Here is a 20,442-nt window from a genome sequence, read left to right as displayed (position 1 = left end):
CCATTGGCTATCGCAACCAAAATGCGTAATGCTGCCGAACTGTATGCTTAACTGTGACTATCAGTGCTAAAAATCGGCACAGCAACCGTCAGGCGTCCACTTGTTTATGATTAAAGTTCATATGTCATACCCAAGTAAGCCATCCTGTAAAAACAGAGCTATGCCAGTAAACATAGCTTTGTTCTCAAACTCATGGCACTTGGCATAACCAGAATTTATCCGCCCATTTTCACCGTTTTAGATCACTTAATCCATCAGGACTTTCTCATTTACTATGTCATGCATAAGCAGGTCTTTAGCAAGGATAGATTTCGTTCATCCCTAAAACGATACAGCCCTCTCTCAGCCCCCCCCGACCTCAGTGAAGCACTGATATAGAAGAAATTATCCTGAGATCGACCACTCTCAACTCCTCTTCCTATTGAGGTATTCCGCATTAGTTAATAGGAATCACACTGAATCCAGCACGGATTTGTTAGTTTGTTTTTTCAATAATTCAATGGCAAGAACATAAAATACCGGCACATTATAGCTCTGCTCATGAAGAATAAAAATGAAAAAGCGTGACTAATCCTTCAGACAAGAAGCGAACATTATTTATACAGCAATTAAACCTTTAAAAGAAAAATACGCAACACATTGATATTAAAAGATAAAATAAAACAACTTTTCTATTAACATAACAATAATTAATAGAACTGTGCGTTAACCCTTAAAATTTATAAATAGATACAATAATACGTTGATATGCCAGCCCCGTGAGTTGCTTACAATCTGACCTAACTGATACTATTCACAATAAAAAACAGCAGATATTATTATTATGCTAAGTTATTTTATGTATGATAATAATTACTATTTGCACTAAAATGCACAAACAGGTCCGGACACAGCTCGGAATGGCAGGTGGTGCTGACCTGCTCCCCGTTGATTAATACACACCGATGTTAGTAATGTCTTCATAAGACACATGAGAACATCCCCATGAAGAAGCCTTTTTCCGACGAACAGATCATTAGTACTCTCCGTGTGAGGCTGAAGCCGGGGTTTCTGCCCGTGAGCGCTGCCGTAAGCACGCCATTTCCGACCCCACCTTTTACACCTGGCGCAAGAAGTAAGGCGGAATGGAGGAGCACGAGGTTAAGCGCCTGAAGTCGCTTGAGGAAGAGAACGCCAGACTCAAGAATCTGCTTGCTGAAGCCATGCCTGGTAAGGAGGCACTTCAGGTGGCTCTGGGCGAAAGTACGGACGACAGACCACAAGCGGGAAGCCGTTAAGTTTATGAGTGATGCGACCGGTCTGTCGCAACGTCGTGCCTGCAGGCTTACAGGTTTGTCTCTGTCGACCTGCCACTACGTGGGACAGCGTCCGGCGTCTAATGCGCTTTTATCAGGGCGCATCACTGAACTGGCACTAGAGCGCAGGCGTTTTGGCTACCGCCGCATCTGGCAGTTACTGCGCCGTGATGACCTTCATGCTAATCACAAGCGCGTGTACCACCTGTATCATCTCTGCGGGCTGGGCGCAAAACGCAGACGGAGTCGTAAAGGCCTGGCAACGGAGCATCTGCCGCTGCTCCGCCCGGCGGCGCCCAACCTGACCTGGTCAATGGATTTCGTCATGTACGCGCTGCCACCGGTCGCAGGAACAAGTGCCTGGCCTGTGTGGTCGACTTCACGAAGGAGTGTCTGACAATTATCATCGCATTCGGGATTTCAGGCGTTCAGGTCACTCATATTATGGATAGTATTGCACTATTTCGAGGCTATCCGGCGACGATAAGAACGGACCAGGGGCCGGAGTTCACTTGCCGCGCACTGGATCAATGGGCCTTTGAACGTGGTGTTGAGTGACAGTTAATCCGGCCGGGTAAACCAACGCAGAACGGATTTATTGAGAGCTTTAACGGGCGATTTCGCGATGAGTGTCTGAATGAGCTCTAGCTCAGCATATCATTCAAGCCAGGAGAATCATTAACGACTGGCGGCAGGATTATAACGAGTGATGGCCACATTCGGCACTGAATTATCAGACGCCATCAGAGTTTGCTGCACGGTGGTGAAATGGAAAATGTGAAGAGAAACAAACCGACATAACTAACTGACGGTCGTTTCTAATTGGGGGCAGGTCAGTGCGTCATGTCATCTACCCATATCTTGCAACGGTAAAGCAGATGACCTCTGAGGCAAGCCAGTGTAAAATAAGCAAATATATATAGCGGGTAACAAGCCCCCCGGAGGATGAATATGAAGTTTTTAGTCACTGGAGCCGCAGGATTTATCGGTTTTCATGTAAGCAAGCGCCTTCTGGAGGCAGGTCACAAGGTTGTTGGTGTCGACAACATGAATGACTACTACGATGTCAGTCTTAAGCAGTCTCGTCTGGATCTACTGCAGTCTCCCCTGTTCACCTTCTATAAAACCGAACTTGCCGATCGAGAAGAAATGGCGCAAATTTTCGCCACTGAGAAGTTTGAACGTGTGATCCACCTGGCGGCACAGGCCGGTGTTCGTTACTCGTTAGAAAATCCTCACGCCTATGCTGATGCTAACCTAATCGGTTTTCTGAACATTCTGGAAGGCTGCCGGCACAACAAAGTACAGCATTTGCTGTATGCCTCTTCCAGCTCGGTGTATGGACTGAACCGCAAAATGCCTTTCTCCACCGACGATTCGGTCGATCATCCGGTATCGCTGTATGCCGCGACAAAAAAAGCCAACGAGCTGATGGCACATACCTATTCTCATCTGTATGGCATTCCCACCACCGGATTACGCTTTTTCACTGTGTATGGTCCATGGGGCCGTCCGGATATGGCGTTGTTTAAATTCACCAAAGCCATGCTGGAAGGTAAAAGTATTGACGTCTATAACTACGGCAAAATGAAGCGCGACTTCACCTATATCGATGACATCGTGGAAGCAATCATTCGTGTACAGGATATTATCCCACAGCCAGATGCTGAGTGGACGGTAGAGAATGGCTCACCAGCAACCAGTTCAGCCCCTTACCGCATTTACAACATCGGTAACAGCTCGCCGGTCGAGTTGATGGAATACATCACCGCCCTGGAAGAAGCGATGGGAATGGAGGCCGAGAAGAATATGATGCCAATGCAGCCCGGCGATGTACTGGAAACCAGCGCGGACACCAAGCCGTTGTATGACCTTGTGGGCTTTAAACCGCAGACGTCTGTTAAGAACGGGATTAAGAATTTTGTGAAGTGGTACAAAGGGTATTACAACGTCTGAGTGCTCACATCTGTCTTCCTGAACCGCAATCCAGATTGCGGTTTTTTTGCCTTTTTTCATGTGGTTGAGTAAAACTCAGTTTAGACAACGCCATGCATGCCGCGCAGTCGGGAAGTTGGTACATGACTAGTCCTGATATAGGTTGACAGCTTTTCGTCTGTAAATGCCTGATGAACTTCATCGGGCGTTTTGTATTTCAGGGCCAGGTGTGGCCGCTCATGGTTATAAATTGACACGGATTCTTTTACCATTTCCCGGACCTGCGCCAGGTCCGCAGGGCGCGAGAGTAAAAATTCATTTTTCAGGATGCCGTTTACTCGCTCAGCCAGCGCATTCTGGTAGCAGTCATAACCATCGGTCATTGAACAAGTTATCCCATTTCTCTCATGGACTGACTGATAAAGTACCGAACAGTTTTGCAGTCCTCTGTCAGAGTTATGGACCAGCGGACCTGTCGTTTTTCTCCCCCTCAGTGCTTGTCTGAACGCTTTTACCACGTTTTCTGTCTGCAAGTTTTCCCCAACATGGTAACCCACGATTTTTCTGGAGCAGGCATCAGTGACCAGACTCAGATAAGCCGTACCGCTGCACAGCGGAAGGTAAGTTATATCAGCGACCCAGACCTGTTCTGGCTCAAGGGCGGTAGCCTGTTCAGGGCCGGGTTTCAGCAGATTAGGATGCCGGTGAAATCGATGATGGCTGTTGGTGGTTTTGTGATATGCCCGTTTCACTGGCACCAGGAGCCGGTGTTCGCTCAGAAGGCAAAACAGGCGGTCCCGTTCGATATTCAGCCTTTTACCGACCTGAGTGTTCAGCAGATAGTGCAGTTTACGTGTACCGATTCGTGGCTGACGACACCTGACCCGGGAAACAAAATCAATGACATGAGCATGTTGTTCCTGTCGTTTTGTGTGTCTTGTATTGTCCTGATACCACGCCTGTCTGCTGTGCCCCAGAAACTGGCATGCACGCGTAATGGTTATTTTTGGGGCCGAACTTTGCGCGAGGACTTGCCGGGCCGCTTTTTTACGACACTTACCCCGTAATCATTTTTCAGAACATTGATAACCGACTAAAAAAACTCAGCTTTCTGGTTTGCCAGTTCAAGCTGTTCTTCAAGTTCCCTGATTCTTTGCTCGGGTGTAAGCGGGATAGTCGTCTGGGCCACGGGCAGTTTCCTCTTCACCAGGTCAGGAAGTCCGGGGCTCCAGTCAAGCCGCCCATATTTACGCAGCCAGACAAGAACGGTGGAGCGCCCCTGAATGCCATACCGCTGCTGGGCTTGTTTATAGGTCATCTCACCTTTTTCAACTTGCTCTACAACAGCTATTTTAAAGGATAGAGGATAATCACGTTGGGTGCGTTTGAACTCAGTCATCATCACGTTCTCCGGATTTAAGTCAGGAACGTGTCAACGCTATTCAGGACGGGTTAACAAAAACAAAAAAAAGCCCTCATTGTAGGCTTCTTTACCCTTACAGCGCTTATTTTCGGCATCAACATCTCAGTGACGGCAGCTCTTTACAAGAGTGTGATTTAACATATCTGACCACCACATTACCTACAATGAGTTTAGAGCAAAATTACAGCACACATCGCACGACTCGGGATGTTTAGAGAAAATTGAACGGAATATAATCAGTGAACAAATTGTTGACGATGGAATCAATCAGACTGGCGGCAACAACACCGCCAGCCCTTAGTACAAGAGGTAACTAATCGTTGCCGAACAGATCGCGGGTATAGACCTTATCGGTTACATCAGATAATTCTTCCGCCATGCGGTTGGAAATGATGACATCGGCTTCTTGCTTGAAGGCATCGAGATCACGGACCACACGAGAATTGAAGAACTCATCCTCTTGCATCACCGGTTCATAGATAATTACCGGGATCCCCTTGGCTTTAATGCGCTTCATAATCCCTTGGATTGAAGAGGCGCGGAAGTTATCTGAACCACTCTTCATTATCAGGCGATAAACCCCAACAACTTTAGGTTTGCGCGCAAGAATGGAGTCCGCAATAAAATCTTTACGAGTACGGTTCGCATCGACAATAGCACCAATAATATTGTTTGGTACGGATTCATAGTTAGCCAAAAGCTGTTTTGTGTCTTTCGGCAGACAGTAGCCACCATAGCCGAATGACGGGTTGTTGTAGTGATCGCCAATACGCGGATCCAGGCACACCCCCTCAATAATTTGCTTGCTGTTCAACCCCTGGCTTTCTGCATAGCTATCAAGTTCGTTGAAATAGGCAACACGCAGCGCAAGATAGGTGTTGGCGAACAACTTGATAGCCTCGGCTTCAGTCGAATCGGTAAACAGCGTCGGGATATCCTGTTTAATCGCCCCTTCTTTCAGAAGATTGGCAAAACGCTCTGCTCGCTCAGAACGTTCACCAATAACAATACGCGACGGGTGCAAATTGTCATATAACGCCCGACCTTCACGCAGAAATTCAGGAGAGAAAATCACATTGTCGATACCGAGTCGTTCCTTGATATCACGAGTAAAACCAACCGGAATAGTCGATTTTATGATCATCACAGCATCAGGGTTAATCTCAGTCACATCGCGAATGACGGCTTCGACAGTTGAGGTATTGAAGTAGTTAGTTTTTGGATCGTAGTCAGTTGGTGTCGCGATAATGACATAGTCAGCATCGCGGTATGCATCCTGCTTGTCAGTCGTCGCACGGAAATTCAGTGTCTTTTCTGCCAGGTATTCCTGAATTTCTTTATCGACAATTGGAGATACCTTCTGGTTAAGCAGATCAACTTTAGACTGTACGATATCCAGCGCGACCACTTCGTGGTGTTGCGCAATCAGGATGCCGTTTGATAAACCAACATAGCCGATACCAGAAATTGTAATTTTCATTCGTTCACACTTTACTCAGTTAGCGGGAGGGCAGCGAATGGCCACACTATTAATCAAACTGCTTGCGGTTTTACTCTCCGGTCAGAGGGCATGTCAAGACGTAACCAAAAATAGAAAGCCTCATTAATGGTTACGTCCCTGATAAATCGCTAGCGCAGAAGAGCTAAGATTTCTTCCGTTTTACTGTTCATCAAGACGGTATCGGCTTTCGATTCCACATTCAGACGCACTACAGGTTCAGTATTAGAGCTACGGAGATTAAAACGCCAATCGGGGTACTCAATGCTAATGCCATCCGTAGTATCAACATGCGCTGCGGAAGGTTCGTATCGCTCGCGAATAAGCGCAATAGCTTCAGGAGCATTCTTCAGCTTACGGTTAATCTCACCTGACGCAGGAAACGCAGCCTGACGATCGGCCACCAGCGCTTTCAGGGAAGTATTTTTCAGGCACAATAGTTCAGCAACAAGCAGCCAAGGGATCATGCCACTATCGCAATAAGCAAAATCGCGGAAATAATGATGTGCGCTCATCTCACCACCATAAATAGCATCTTCCTGGCGCATCCGCTCTTTAATAAAAGCATGTCCTGTTTTGGACATAATTGGTATCCCACCATTCTCGGTAACAATATCGACTGTATTCCATGTTAACCGCGGATCGTGAATGATTTTAGCACCCGGTTGTTTCTGCAGAAATGCTTCGGCAAGTAAACCGACAATGTAGTATCCTTCAATGAATTCGGACTCATCATCAAACATAAAGCAACGGTCAAAATCGCCATCAAATGCGATGCCGATATCTGCATTATTCAGACGAACCGCATCAGCGGTATCCTGACGACACTCAGGCAAAAGAGGATTAGGGATACCATTAGGGAAGTTGCCATCTGGATGATGGTGTACTTTAACAAAAGTTACGGGAGCTCCAGCGGCGATAAAACGCTTTTCAATTTCATCGATTACATGACCTGCCGCACCATTACCTGAATTTACTACAAGCTTAAGCGGACGATTGAAGTTCGCCAGATCGACGTAGCTCATCAGGTGATCGACGTACTCCTGCAATATGGTAATCTTATGCAATGTCCCACGGCGGTTAATATCAACAGGAGGGAAATTATTTTCTTCGGCAAGCCTCTGAATATCACGTAACCCAGTATCACCACTAATCGGCTTCGCATTATCACGCACCAATTTCATACCATTGTAATTCATTGGATTATGACTGGCCGTCACTTCAATCCCACCATCAATCCCAAGATGGAAGGTGGCAAAGTAGATTTCTTCGGTACCACTCAGACCAATATCAAGTACATCAGTGCCGGCATCCATCAGGCCATTAGCCAATGCCAGCTTCAAAGACTCACTAGTAAGTCGGACATCACCACCTACAGCAATACGTTTTGGTTTCAAAAACTCACCATAAGCACGCCCGATACGGTAGGCAATATCTTCATTCAGTTCATCGCCTAATTCGCCACGAATATCATATGCTTTAAAGCAGTTAAGCTGCGCCATTTTTAAGTCCCTAGTAATTGTTAGCAGCGACCATACTGGTCTTTAATTCGAATAATATCATCTTCACCAAGGTAAGTTCCGGATTGAATCTCCAGAACTTCTAACGGAATTTTCCCTGGGTTTTCAAGGCAATGTTCAGCACCAATGGGAATGAAGGTAGATTGATTTTCCGTTAGTAAAAATTGTTTACCATTAACTGTGATCTGACCAGTACCTGAAAGGATAACCCAATGTTCAGCACGATGATGGTGCATTTGCATAGAAAAAGCCCCCCCAGGCTTTACAGTAATCCGATTAACATTAAAGCGTGGTGTCTGTACGATGACATCGCTACGCCCCCATGGGCGATAAATTTCACGATGGCGTTTATATTCACTACGTTGATTGTGTTTTAAATGCTCTACAATTTTCTTTACATCCTGAGCACGGTCTTTATCCATGACCAGTACAGCATCTTTTGTACTGATAATAACCAGATTCTCTACACCGATAGCTGCAACCAACTGACCGTCACTATTAATGTAACAGTTTTGACTATTATGCACCCAAGAGTCCCCAGTCAAAACGTTGCCCTGCTGATCTTTCGGGCTAACATCCCACAGAGCGGACCAGGAGCCGACGTCATTCCAGTCAGCATCCAGGCCCACGACAATAGCATCTGATGTTTTTTCCATCACGGCATAATCAACAGACTCATCAGGGCAATTGCTGAAAATATCATGAGCTATACTGATAAAATCATTCCCGTCATCCGCACTAGCGATGGCTTGTTTACAAGAATCAAGAATGTCTGGGCGAAACTTAGCCAACTCAGAAAGGTATTTCTTAGCGCGGAACATAAACATCCCGCTGTTCCAGTAGTAATCCCCAGAAGCAAGATAAGTTTCAGCGCGGGCACGATCTGGTTTTTCAACAAATCGAGCTACTTTATAAGATGTCTGTTGGGAGTCATCTAAAGCATCTCCACGCTGAATATAGCCATAACCAGTTTCGGCTGAACCCGGTACGATGCCAAATGTCACGAGGTGGCCAACTTCAGCATACTTCTGAGCTACCTGGATGGCATTGTGGAAGACCTGAACATTATTGATGATATGGTCAGCAGCAAGAACCAGCAGCAGAGGGTCGTCCCCATTCTTTGTCGCTTGTAGCGCAGCAAGGGCTATTGCAGGCGCAGTATTCCGCCCTACTGGTTCAAGCATGATATTATGGGATAGTTTATCTAATTGTCTTAACTGCTCGGCAACCAGAAAGCGGTGTTCCTCATTGCAGATAACCATTGGCTCTTGGGTATCAAGTCCAGATAAGCGGGTGATAGTTTCCTGTAACATCGAATTCTGGCCATAGAGCCTCAAAAACTGCTTCGGATAGAGCTCGCGAGACATCGGCCATAGACGGCTACCCGTTCCACCAGCCATAATTACAGGAAGCAACATATTGAAATCCTCAAGTAAAAACAAAGTTATCTATTGATCAAAAGAACCTATGCCCTGGAGCATCGGCCCTCAGGTACGTTATCTCTGTCTGGCTCAATCAGACTGGACAAAATTGCAGCTTATCCCCAACAGTCTCTCCTTTGAACTCGGCCACGTGTGAACATAAGAACTCCTACGCCGTGAACTGACGTCATTATACTGTTTTAGCGCACCCTGTAGTAATCGGGTACTGATTTCATCCTATAAAATTCAAGGTCTTTTACCAAACAAGTCAGTTCCCATTTGGTAAACTTGAATCATAAAAAGTCAATACGGAGATACAACTTTCTCCGTTTCTTTTTCTCAAATCCATCAGTACTTTCTCATTTGTCTACACAGTTGCTTATGCAACAGACATCCGCATCGATTAGTATTACTTTCGCGGGAATTGGAGGATTCTGATTGATTCAAAATCAGGGTGAACCTGTATCAATCGTGGGAAATGATAATAAAGAAGAATTAACTTGATACTTTCCTTTGTATTCATACAGCCGAATATCCTTATACACCTTAAGATTAGTACTACCCTAATACACAAAAATTATGACAAGTATGCGGACATCAACAAGATATTAGCATTACACATAACTGCAACTGCCAAAAATGATAGAAAAATACATTTAGTCCTTTTCCTTTACTCCATGCCTGAAAAATAATACGAAAACCCAGAAAAAACCATACCAATAAAATGACTATCACTTATACAACATAATGCCCCACCAACATACTCGACTAACCCATCAGTTAGCCGAGTAAAAAGAGAAAAATTATCAATAAAGTAGATTCTTATCCTTTAGTTTACAGGCCTGGAAAAATATGATGCTGCCCTACTGATGTCTTTTTCATTCAAGGTCCCGGAATCGCTGAGCAATGATATCCACGCTTTGATGTAGGTATATTTCGCCTCTGCAAGATCCCGTTGCGCACCATAAAGTTGTTGCTCAGCATTCAAAACATCAACGTTGACGCGCTGCCCCGCCAGCACACTCTTACGTGTTGCCTCCACCTGTGTGGTGGCTGACTTAACCGCAAAATCATAGGCAAGAAGCTTTGCCTGGCTACTAATACATAGATTAAACTGCTTACGTAAATCATTAATAACATTACCAACTTGCGCATCAAGCTCGTACTTTGCCTGACCATAACGAGCCGCTGCCTGGCGGGTTGATGCAGCCACACCTCCGCCAGAATAGATCGGCATACTGACCTGCACGCCAATGCTATCCGTTCGGTATTTCTGATTAACCGTGTTATCGCTGCTGGAATCATTCTCTGAATGCGAGGCATAAAGTTGAACTTGCGGCATAAAACCCGCCCGGTTCCTCTCCACCTCATATTTGGCGGCATCGACGCCATGCCGGGATGACATTAGTAACGGATTTCGCTCCATGGCAATCTGCTGCCAATCTTCAAATCTGGCCGGTTGTAATGGCCTGATCTGGAACTTTCCGGCACGAAGAGTCTGCAGTTCGTCAAGCTGCTCCAGAGGGATGCCAATGATCACTTCAAGGTCACGTTGGGCAGAATCTAACGCATCCCGGGCTTCAATAAGCTGGGCTTCAGCCAGGCTATAGCGAGCTTGAGTTTCAGCAACATCGGTGACCGTCCCCTCTCCGGCGCTAACTAAGCGATCATTTAACGCTAGTTGCTCTTTATAAGCCTCTTTTTGAGCTTCAGCCAATGCGATTTGGTCCTTGGCGTACGCGACTCCCACATAGGCAGTTATAACTCTCACAGCCAAATCCAGGTATTTACCACGATATTTTTCATCCGCCATTAGTGATTGCGCAACACCGGACTTATATTTTGCATATGCTTCATAGTCAAAAATGGATTGGGTCAATGTTACCGATCCCGCATAGCTACGGTATTGTTGCCGTTTTGTTACATCACTGACATTGCCAAAAAAATCGCTTGTCTGATATTGCTGCGTTTGCCAGTTACGCGGGGCATTTTGATAATTCAGTGAAACTTTTGGCAAAAGCCCTGCACGACCAATGTTCTCTGTTTCATTCCCTGCCTCTTTTTCTTTAATTGCTGCCTGGAATGTTGGATCTTTTTCAAGTGCCAAAGAATATGCATCCAAAATTCCTAACGAATAAACAGGTGCAGAAATCATAAGTGTCAATGCACTTATGGTCAGACCATAAATCTGCCGTTTAACCTGAATCAAAATTATTCCTCAGTCAATGATGTACGAGCGCGATCTAAAATTGGCTTGAACAAATAGCTCAGCAATGAACGTGACCCTGTTTTAACGAATACTTCTACTGGCATGCCAGGCTTAATATCAGCGCCTTGTAGCATTTTGATCCCTTCTGGCGTGACCGTCACCTGCATCTGGTAAAAGGGTTCCCCGGTCCCCTTATCAACCAAACGGTCAGCAGATACCAGCGTCACCGTTCCGGGTATTTTTGGCGTTTTATTCTGATTAAACGCGGTAAACATCAACTCAACAGGTAGACCTTTATAGACTTTATCAATCATCTCAACTTTGAGGCGAGAGTCGACGATCAGTGATGCTTCGCTTGGGACGATATCCATCAGATGCTCTCCGGCCCCCACTACACCACCTTGGGTGAAAATAGTTAGCCCTACTACCGTGCCATCTACAGGAGAAATGATGGACGTGTTACCAAGATCATATTTGGCCATATCCAGCTTATTCTTGAAATCATTGGCATCCATCTGAGTTTGTGCGAGTTGTGTTCTGACTTCACGTTGATAATCGGCATACCGTTGTTCGATTCGCTGCTGTGATTCAAGCAACTGCTTCTGGAGTTGACCGATTCGTCCTATTGTTTCATCAATGCTGCTATTAATTTCTGCGAACTGGCGTTGTGCTTCCAGGTAACGGTTCCTCGGTAAATATCCTTCCGCAGCCAGTTGCTTCATGCTACTCATTTGTTCACGGATGCTACTCAACTGAATTTGTTTGTTAATGCGAGAATCTTGCAATCCTTTTAGCTGAAAACGAATACCGTCACTGGACTGCCTGAAACCATCAATTTCACTTCGCAGCGCTTGCTGTCGAGAAGAAAAAAGCTGAACTTGCAAGGCTATGATTTCTGCGACACGAGGACTATCTTTGAGTGTGTCAAAAACAGGGGAAAAGCGAATCTCACTGAGGTTATCCCTTTCTGCTAATAACCTGCCTGCCGTTGCCAGCGTTGTGTAATATTGATCTTGTAAGGAATCGACCTGAGCTTGAGCCTGAACCTGACTCATCTGTACTAAAACCTCACCGGCCTTAACTTTTTCACCCTCTTTCACGGCTATGTTTCTAACTATTCCTCCCGCAGGAGACTGAATAGTTTTACGATTACCAGAGACCGTAACTGATCCAGGGGATGCCACTCCCTTATCCAATGGTGCCAGGCTCGCCCATAGAAAAAAACCCGCTAATCCAATGCCGATCACCAACCATCCCAGACGAGTAAACCTGCGTTCATCTGTCTGTGATTGTTCGATATTATTTCCCTGTGGCATATTGATCTGTACAGACATACCAACTCCTTCGATTGCTTATGACGGATATATCCGCCGGCAAGTTCACGTTTTAGTTAATTTGTGATTTTGGAATATTGCCTTAATGCATATCGCTGTTCACCGCATGCGCTGCATGTTGTTGCGCTGTCTGTGATTTTTGGGCATTGGTAAGAGCTTGCAATACCTGATTAGTTGGACCAAAAGCACTAACCTTGCCATTAACCAGCAACAATAACTTAGTGGTCATAGCCAGCAAATTAGTACGATGGGTAATTAAAACAACCGTTTTATTACGTTGCCTGAGAATAGACACTGCCTGATTCAGCGCTAACTCGCCGGCATCATCGAGGTTCGAGTTGGGTTCATCGAGTACAATCAAAGATGGATCGCCATACAAAGCACGTGCAAGGCCGATACGCTGCTTTTGTCCACCTGACAATCCAGCGCCACTATTTCCAATGACAGTGTCATACCCATGTGGAAAATGTAAAATCAGTTCATGCACGCCAGCCAGGCGGGCTGCATCAATCACTTTTTCAGCGTCAATGTCACTGAAGCGCGCGATATTTTCTGCAATTGTTCCTGCAAATAATTCAATATCCTGCGGTAAATATCCGATATAGGGGCCTAGCTCATCTTTGTTCCACTGATAGATATCAGCGCTATCCAGGCGAACAATTCCTTCATCTACTGGCCAAATTCCCACCATTAGACGTGCAAGAGTAGATTTCCCTGAGGCACTCGGACCAATAACGCCAAGGACATCTCCAGGCTGGATTGCAAACGAAACATTATGCAACACAGCTTCACCTTGGGACCCAGGGGGGGTAGCGGAGACATTCTCGACGGATAACTCCCCTTTCGGCGCAGGTAAAGACATATTGGTGCCGCGAGGTGGGTTTTGGTCAAGTAATTTAACCAGGCGCTGATAGGAAAGTCTGGCTGAACTCCAGCTTTTCCAAACGTTAATTACCTGCTCAATCGGTGCAAGGGTTCTGCCCATAAGAATAGAACCGGCAATCATCATACCTGGCGTGATATGGCCATCAATTGCCAACCACCCCCCCAATCCCAGAACAAGTGATTGTAATGAAAGCCGCACAAATTTTGTCACGGAAGCGACTCGGGTTGCGCTTTCACTGGCAGTACGCTGACTATTCAGAAATCTCTGATGTAAATTATACCAACGGGACTTTATGTTAGGTAGCATGCCAAGAGCTTCAATCACCTCAGCATTACGCAAATTTGTACTTGCCAGACTGCCTGATTGCAAAGCCAGCCTGCTGGCTTCAGCCAAAGGTTTTTTTGACACCATTTCGTTGACAATAGCTAATCCCACCAACATCAACGAACCAATTAACGCAAACAGGCCAAGCCAGGGATTGAAAAGGAAAATTACCAGTAGATATATCGGGAACCATGGGGCATCGAAAAAAGCGAAAAGAGCGCTTCCGGTCATAAACTGCCGCATATTGGTCAAGTCATTTAACATATTCCCGGCGTCTGCTGATTTGTTCTTAAGATTATCTTCATAAGCTGCGGTGTATACACGCGAATTTAAGCGCATATCCAACTGAGCGCCGATGCGTATAACGACCATACTACGTGCATATTCTAACAGGGCCATCATCCCAAACATGCCTAGCATGATCAGCGTCAGCATTAAGAGCGTGATTTCATTGCCAGAAGGAAGCACTCGGTCATATACCTGGAGCATGTAAATTGAGGGCACCAACATCAATATGTTGATAAATGCGGTGAAAACGCCGACCGTCCAGAATATTTTACTGCGGGTACGTATTACATCTGCGATTTCATTTCGCGGTATAAAATGTTCCACTTTTTATCCTTACTCTATACGCACCTTGAGCCGCCCACACCCGACCAGGCATGAGAGAGTCCTCTTGCCCATACCACGAACGGCGACTGATACTTTTCTTTAACTATAGATAACAAAAGTGGATAACAGCAAGCTCATAAAAAAAATATTTGAACGATGTGAATTCGAGTGTTTAAAGGCATATAATAAACAAGGTAAATTAAGGCAAAGTAGTTAGATCTTCATCACATAAAAGCGGAAAGGTTACCCTTTCCGCTTTTAATATATTAACGCACATAATGAATTACTAAATAGGTGCCATTATTATGCGTAATGTAAAGTATCAACCAGTTGTTGATGGTTCTGCCCAGAAAGGAAGACGATTGTGTCTGAAGAATCCAGGTTATGGTTATTGTTGTTATCAATAATCAAGTAGGAATCTGCAATGTTTGATTGTCCGGACCAGACAACTGATGCCACACCAACTTTTTGAGTTAAAGAACCATTTTGTAGGCCAAGGATATTAGCCAACAGACCAGCAACACCACCTACCACACCGCCGACCAGTGTACCCAACAATGCATCTACCTGATCTGAAGTACGGTAACCATAATCAGTAACGGCAGTATGAGAGGTATCATTATTAATCGTCAGGCCAGAAACATTGTCAATGATAGTGTCTTTTGCACTGTTAAAATCAGAAACAGTGACACCTTTATCTACTGTACTGGATTTGAGGACATACTGGTTGGCACCGTTACCGCCAGCAACAACTGTATTCCCCTGAACAGCAAAATGATCACTAGAAGAGGTCCCCGTAACATCAATGTGATAGCCTTTATTCAGCCCTAGTCCTACCAGACCCAGCACTGTATCCAGTAAGCCAATAGTAACGGCACTCAATGGCAAAATTTTCAGCAATTGGACAATAATGCCATCGCCAGTACCGCTGGCACCCAAGTCTAAATTCAGACCAGCTGTATTACTTGCAGCATTGACGTTATGGATGTTACTAAAACCTGAACCAACGTTAAGATTCAGGACATGATCTCCACTAACGTTAATCCCTGTGACCTGGGTATTGGTATCAGCCAGAGTCAAGGTATTACTAAAATTACCAATGCCCCCAGAAGCGATATTTAAAGTCGTCAACTGTGGCCCAGTAACATTACCTAAAATGTCTGTTGTACTGCTGCTATGCAACGCAAGCGAACCGGCGTTTACATCAGTATTGCTGGTTGCGGTAAAGTTAATACCAAAACTGGTTACTGCATCCTTGAGGAAAGTGATATCAACACTGCTGGCAGCAGTCGCATCACCGGTAACTTCCAGTTGCGCTGAGCTGCCACCGGCAGCATTTATCACGTGTACCTGATTTGCAAGCCCGGAGAGTACAAACCCTTGCGAGCCGATGGTGGATGTTGCTGGTTGTACAACATTATTGATAACCCCTGTGACATTTGATTCCGATACAGCTTTCCCAGTTAAAATACCGAAATCAAAAGTATTATCTGCCGCCGTTGAACCGGAATTGACATTTGCCTTACCTTTATATCCAGCCAAATCAAGTTTTTCAAAATTAGTAAACTGGGCAGTGTTAGTGGTAATAGTTGCCGTCTTCGTTGTCCCACCAAGACCGCTAGATGTCATCACAACATTCTTGGTGATCAAATTCGCTGAGATAGTATCAACACCAGCCCCACCGTCTGCCCGAATTGAAGTACTTACCGTATTGAAAGTTCCTGAAGTCGCATTTCCTAACCATTTCAGGGAATCATTGCCTGTGCCAAGATTAAACTGACCAGTCGCAGAGGCAACAACAGCATCAGTAGTCAAAAGCACCTTATCAGCACCAGAACTGGCATTTAAAGTAATACTACCGTTGTCAACAGTGATGTTTACACCGGGGTTCACACCATTGTCGGAAAGGTTAACTGTAGCCGCGCTACCGCCACCAATTTCGAGATCTGCCAAATGGTCAGCAAATTTTAAATTAATGGTCGTAGCAGCATTTGCACTGAGCATTACATTGCTTAAGACAGCAGTTTCCGCATTAGTTAACTGGTGGCTGGTGTTAGTATTAACTGTACCTGTTGCATTTCCGCCGCCTGCTGTAGCTGTAAGTATCGCGCCAGTTTTATAAAGCAAACCTGTTCCAATTTCGTACTCAAAGGCATGTTGACTGGTAACTGCTGTTGGATTTGTTAAGTTTGAAGTACGTAGATCATTAATAATAGCCTGAATAACAGCTGTTTTATTGGCACCTAATGATAAATATTGAGTGACTATAGCGTCAGAAGGTTGAACACCAAAAACACCATTATATACATGCTTAATAAAATCAGCGCCTGATAAATTTGCACCTTTATTTTGAAACTCTGGAGCAGCAATAATCGCTTTAAGTACAGAATCAAACGTTTGTCCTGGTTGAGTCAACTTATTAGTCCAGTATCTCAACCCACTCATATCTACAGAGCGCCCTGCAATAGAAATATAAGCAGCTATGAGTTGTTCTTGCTGGCTCAAGGCTACACTCCATGTATTCCAGGTGCTTGTCCCGTAATCACCGAACATCATACCATTAAGAGTGTTGTCAAGGCTATGCTGTGAAGCCAATGTCGAAGCATCAAATTTGTTATAAAAAAGTAAGTTACTGATGGCACTATAAATCGCGCCACTAAGTCCATTATCTTGTAAGTTATTCTGAAGTATATTGTCTGCGGGTGGTGAACCATACAAAACTGTATATATAGATTTTAAAATGTCGAGATCGCTTTTACCAGCATATAAAGCGCTTCCCTCCGATGATGTAAGTAAATTACTAACATACTGTTCTTGAGTTAACGTTCCATTGCGAAAACCTTGTGCAACTGAATCAAAAGCCGTTTGAGATGTGTATGCATTTTTCCCTAATACGGCATATTGTATTGCTGCGACTTCTTTCTGTGTGAGTAAAAATTGAGCAACCATAATCATATCCTCAAATAAATTACAACTAGCCCTAACCCCTACAACCATAGAAAATCGTGCACATATCTGTTACATGCTCTATAAGAGAAGATCAAAAATCACATATCGTCAACATGCTGATACAAAAAATAAACATGCAAAACGCAAATAAAAATAAACAAAAAAAAACATCATAAAATCAAGTGGATGAAATGCTAACAATCACTTAGCAACTGAGGGGTTTTGATCGAAATGAGAGGGTTATGCGGATACAAGCTACACATCTACAGCACACATGAAAAACAATTACTGAATAATGGTTTAAATTTAAAAAAAATCTTCAATTAACGTATTAAGTTTACGAGCCGACTCTGCCCATGAAAATCTTTTTATATTTTCATTTCCTTTTTCTATTAACTTTTCGCGAAAAATTCTATCTTCATTTACAAATCTGATGGCATTAATCATCTCGGAGGCAACTTCAGGGTTAAAATAGAACACACTTTTATCTAGCACTTCTTTCATGGCTGCACGATCCGAAGAAATCACAGGGCAACCACAAGATTGAGCCTCTAATGGGGGAATACCAAACCCTTCATAGAAGGAAGGAAATATAAATGCTTTTGCTCCTTGATATAATGTAACAAGCTCCTCATCTGTTACTCTTCCTAAAAAAATAATTCGTGGATCATGAATGCATATATCGACATTCTTAAATGCTGCCGTCTTCCCTCCAATTATTTTTAATTTTATATCAACATTACTCTCCACTAACGCATTAACTAAGCCATGCAAATTTTTATGATAATTAACAGATGACACTGTTAAATAGTACTCTTCACCGCTGTTACGCTCACAATTATTAACCATCGAAAATAAATGACCGACAGCATTTGGAATAACATATATTTTTGATTTTCCAATTTTATAATAAGTGCATATTTCATTTCGTGAAAAATCACTAACAGTTATTATAGCCTTTGAGTTTTTAAGTAAAAGCGGAGTTAACAACAAATAGAAAAACCTGAACCTTCTTGAAAAACTATGAGGAAAGCGTATATATGAAATGTCATGCTGAGTTACTATTTGATTTTTATAAAAGGCAGGCCCTGTATTGCAAAGATTAACTAGCAACGCTTTGTTGTTCTTTGTCAGAAATAAAGAAAGAGTAATTTGCTCCCAATAATGCCCGCTCCCTCCTTTTAATTCAATGACGTTTAATTCTGTTAGAATATAATCTTTTTTAATAAGTGACATTGCAGGTACAAGGAGAACAGTATCTTTGCGTATGCGAGATAGATGAAGGCATAGTTCATAAGCAAAGCGCTGAACACCAGTTATAGGTTGGGTAAGAAATCTACCGTTAATATAAACCATATAATCGCCATCATTAGAATTAATTATGACCGTATAGTGGCATAGTCTATTTTTATTGTCAAAAAAACCCTGCCAAAAGAGCAGGGTTTATAAACATAGCTACTGAATATATTATTCAATCCATTCAGTATGGAAAACACCAGATTTATCAGTACGCTTATAAGTATGAGCGCCAAAATAATCACGCTGAGCTTGAATCAGGTTAGCAGGCAAGACCACAGAACGATAGCTGTCGTAATAAGCAATAGCAGCAGAGAATGTGGGTACAGGAATACCATTCTGCACAGCATAAGCAACAACATCGCGCAGTGCCTGCTGATAATCATCAGCAATATGTTTGAAGTATGGAGCCAACAGCAGATTAGCGATGCTTGCATTCTGCTCATAAGCATCTGTAATCTTCTGCAAGAACTGGGCTCGGATGATGCAACCAGCGCGGAAGATTTTGGCAATCTCTCCGTAGTTCAGGTCCCAGTTGTACTCATCAGATGCGGCACGTAGTTGGGAGAAGCCTTGAGCATAAGAAACGATTTTGCCCAGATACAGAGCGCGACGGACTTTCTCTACAAACTCCGTCTTGTCACCAGCCGGTTGAGGTTTTGGCCCTGTCAAGACTTTAGACGCTGCAACACGCTGGTCCTTAAGTGAAGAGATGTATCGCGCAAAAACAGACTCGGTAATCAGGGACAGAGGCTCGCCCAGGTCGAGTGAGCTCTGGCTGGTCCATTTACCTGTACCTTTGTTGGCCGCTTCATCAAGAATCACATCAACAAGGTATTTACCTTCTTCATCTTTTTTAGTGAAGATGTCTTTGGTGATATCAATCAGGTAGCTGCTGAGCTCACCTTCGTTCCACTCAGTAAAGATTGTTGCCAGTTCTTCATTAGAAAGAGCCAGACCACCTTTTAGTAAAGCGTATGCTTCCGCAATAAGCTGCATATCGCCATACTCAATGCCGTTATGCACCATCTTGACATAGTGGCCAGCACCATCAGCGCCAATATAGGCAACACAAGGTTCGCCATCTTCCGCACGAGCAGCGATTTTCTCAAGAATTGGTGCAACAAGTTCGTAAGCTTCTTTCTGACCACCAGGCATGATTGATGGGCCTTTTAGTGCGCCCTCTTCACCACCAGAAACGCCGGTACCAATGAAGTTAAAACCTTCTGCGGAGAGTTCACGATTACGACGAATAGTGTCCTGGAAGAAGGTATTACCTCCATCAATAATGATGTCGCCTTTGTCCAGGTACGGTTTTAGGGAGTCAATTGCACTGTCTGTGCCAGCGCCAGCTTTAACCATTAACAATATACGGCGCGGAGTTTCCAGGGATTCAACAAACTCCTGCACGGTATAATGCGGGACCAGTTTCTTGCCAGGATTCTGGGCAATGACTTCTTCGGTCTTGTCACGGGAGCGGTTGAAAACAGAGACGGTATAACCACGGCTTTCGATGTTGAGCGCAAGGTTACGCCCCATCACAGCCATACCGACAACCCCGATCTGTTGCTTGGACATTACATACTCCTGTCTGGTGTGGTCACTGCGACATTTTCGCAGTTTAAAAGTAATGATTATGGTAGCTCAAACCTAGTGAAGCGCATAGTATAAAAGAGCCGGTATCAAGTAACAATGCATCAAAAACATGGACGCTACTTCACTTTATCTAAGTTAGATCAA

The 20,442-nt window shown here is 44.2% G+C and carries 10 protein-coding genes and 2 pseudogenes; 2 read left to right on the top strand and 10 right to left on the bottom strand.

Annotated elements, in window-relative coordinates; all coding sequences use genetic code 11:
* Positions 1-984: 984 nt before the first annotated feature.
* Together ABLU78_RS22780 and ABLU78_RS22775 are read left to right on the top strand one after the other, a co-directional pair.
* Positions 985-2,062 (top strand): annotated as a pseudogene (locus ABLU78_RS22780) (IS3 family transposase).
* A 184-nt stretch (positions 2,063-2,246) separates the two neighbouring features.
* The gene (locus tag ABLU78_RS22775) at positions 2,247-3,251 is read left to right on the top strand and encodes an NAD-dependent epimerase (protein ID WP_048229021.1); all 1,005 of its coding nucleotides are present in this window, start codon (positions 2,247-2,249) and stop codon (positions 3,249-3,251) included.
* 161 nt (positions 3,252-3,412) lie between these two features.
* On the opposite strand, the pseudogene ABLU78_RS22770 reads toward ABLU78_RS22775, so the two are convergent.
* The 10 genes and pseudogenes from ABLU78_RS22770 to gndA all read right to left on the bottom strand — a co-directional run.
* Positions 3,413-4,632: pseudogene (locus tag ABLU78_RS22770) on the bottom strand (IS3 family transposase); the annotation flags it as partial.
* A 334-nt stretch (positions 4,633-4,966) separates the two neighbouring features.
* The gene (ugd, locus tag ABLU78_RS22765; RefSeq protein ID WP_045389209.1) at positions 4,967-6,133 is read right to left on the bottom strand and encodes a UDP-glucose 6-dehydrogenase; all 1,167 of its coding nucleotides are present in this window, start codon (positions 6,131-6,133) and stop codon (positions 4,967-4,969) included.
* A gap of 149 nt (positions 6,134-6,282) precedes the next feature.
* A complete protein-coding gene (gene rfbK, locus ABLU78_RS22760) occupies positions 6,283-7,653 on the bottom strand; it encodes an O9 family phosphomannomutase RfbK (protein WP_045389206.1) in 1,371 nt (456 codons plus the stop codon).
* Between the two features lie 20 nt (positions 7,654-7,673).
* Positions 7,674-9,089, bottom strand: coding sequence for a mannose-1-phosphate guanylyltransferase/mannose-6-phosphate isomerase (locus ABLU78_RS22755; protein WP_048229026.1), 1,416 nt, complete (start codon positions 9,087-9,089; stop codon positions 7,674-7,676).
* A gap of 832 nt (positions 9,090-9,921) precedes the next feature.
* Entirely contained in the window at positions 9,922-11,301 is a 1,380-nt protein-coding gene (locus tag ABLU78_RS22750) for a TolC family outer membrane protein (RefSeq protein ID WP_045389197.1), read from the bottom strand.
* Positions 11,302-11,303: 2 nt separating this feature from the next.
* A complete protein-coding gene (locus ABLU78_RS22745) occupies positions 11,304-12,635 on the bottom strand; it encodes an HlyD family type I secretion periplasmic adaptor subunit (protein ID WP_045389194.1) in 1,332 nt (443 codons plus the stop codon).
* An 82-nt stretch (positions 12,636-12,717) separates the two neighbouring features.
* Positions 12,718-14,457: a type I secretion system permease/ATPase gene (locus ABLU78_RS22740; protein ID WP_045389191.1), complete on the bottom strand. Its 1,740-nt coding sequence runs from the start codon at positions 14,455-14,457 to the stop codon at positions 12,718-12,720.
* Positions 14,458-14,760: 303 nt separating this feature from the next.
* Entirely contained in the window at positions 14,761-17,406 is a 2,646-nt protein-coding gene (locus tag ABLU78_RS22735; protein WP_048229028.1) for a DUF4214 domain-containing protein, read from the bottom strand.
* Between the two features lie 306 nt (positions 17,407-17,712).
* Complete coding sequence (locus tag ABLU78_RS22730) at positions 17,713-18,762, bottom strand: glycosyltransferase family 1 protein (protein WP_048229029.1); 1,050 nt, start codon at positions 18,760-18,762, stop codon at positions 17,713-17,715.
* Positions 18,763-18,873: 111 nt separating this feature from the next.
* On the bottom strand, positions 18,874-20,280 hold the full coding sequence (gene gndA / locus ABLU78_RS22725) for an NADP-dependent phosphogluconate dehydrogenase (protein WP_047036464.1): 1,407 nt from the start codon (positions 20,278-20,280) through the stop codon (positions 18,874-18,876).
* Between the last annotated feature and the right edge of the window lie 162 nt (positions 20,281-20,442).

The sequence above is a fragment of the Klebsiella sp. JN_Kp122 genome (assembly GCF_040062085.1).
GTDB lineage: Bacteria > Pseudomonadota > Gammaproteobacteria > Enterobacterales > Enterobacteriaceae > Klebsiella > Klebsiella aerogenes.
The sequence above is the reverse complement of the archived record's forward strand: the minus strand, read 5'-3'. Positions and strand labels throughout refer to the sequence as shown.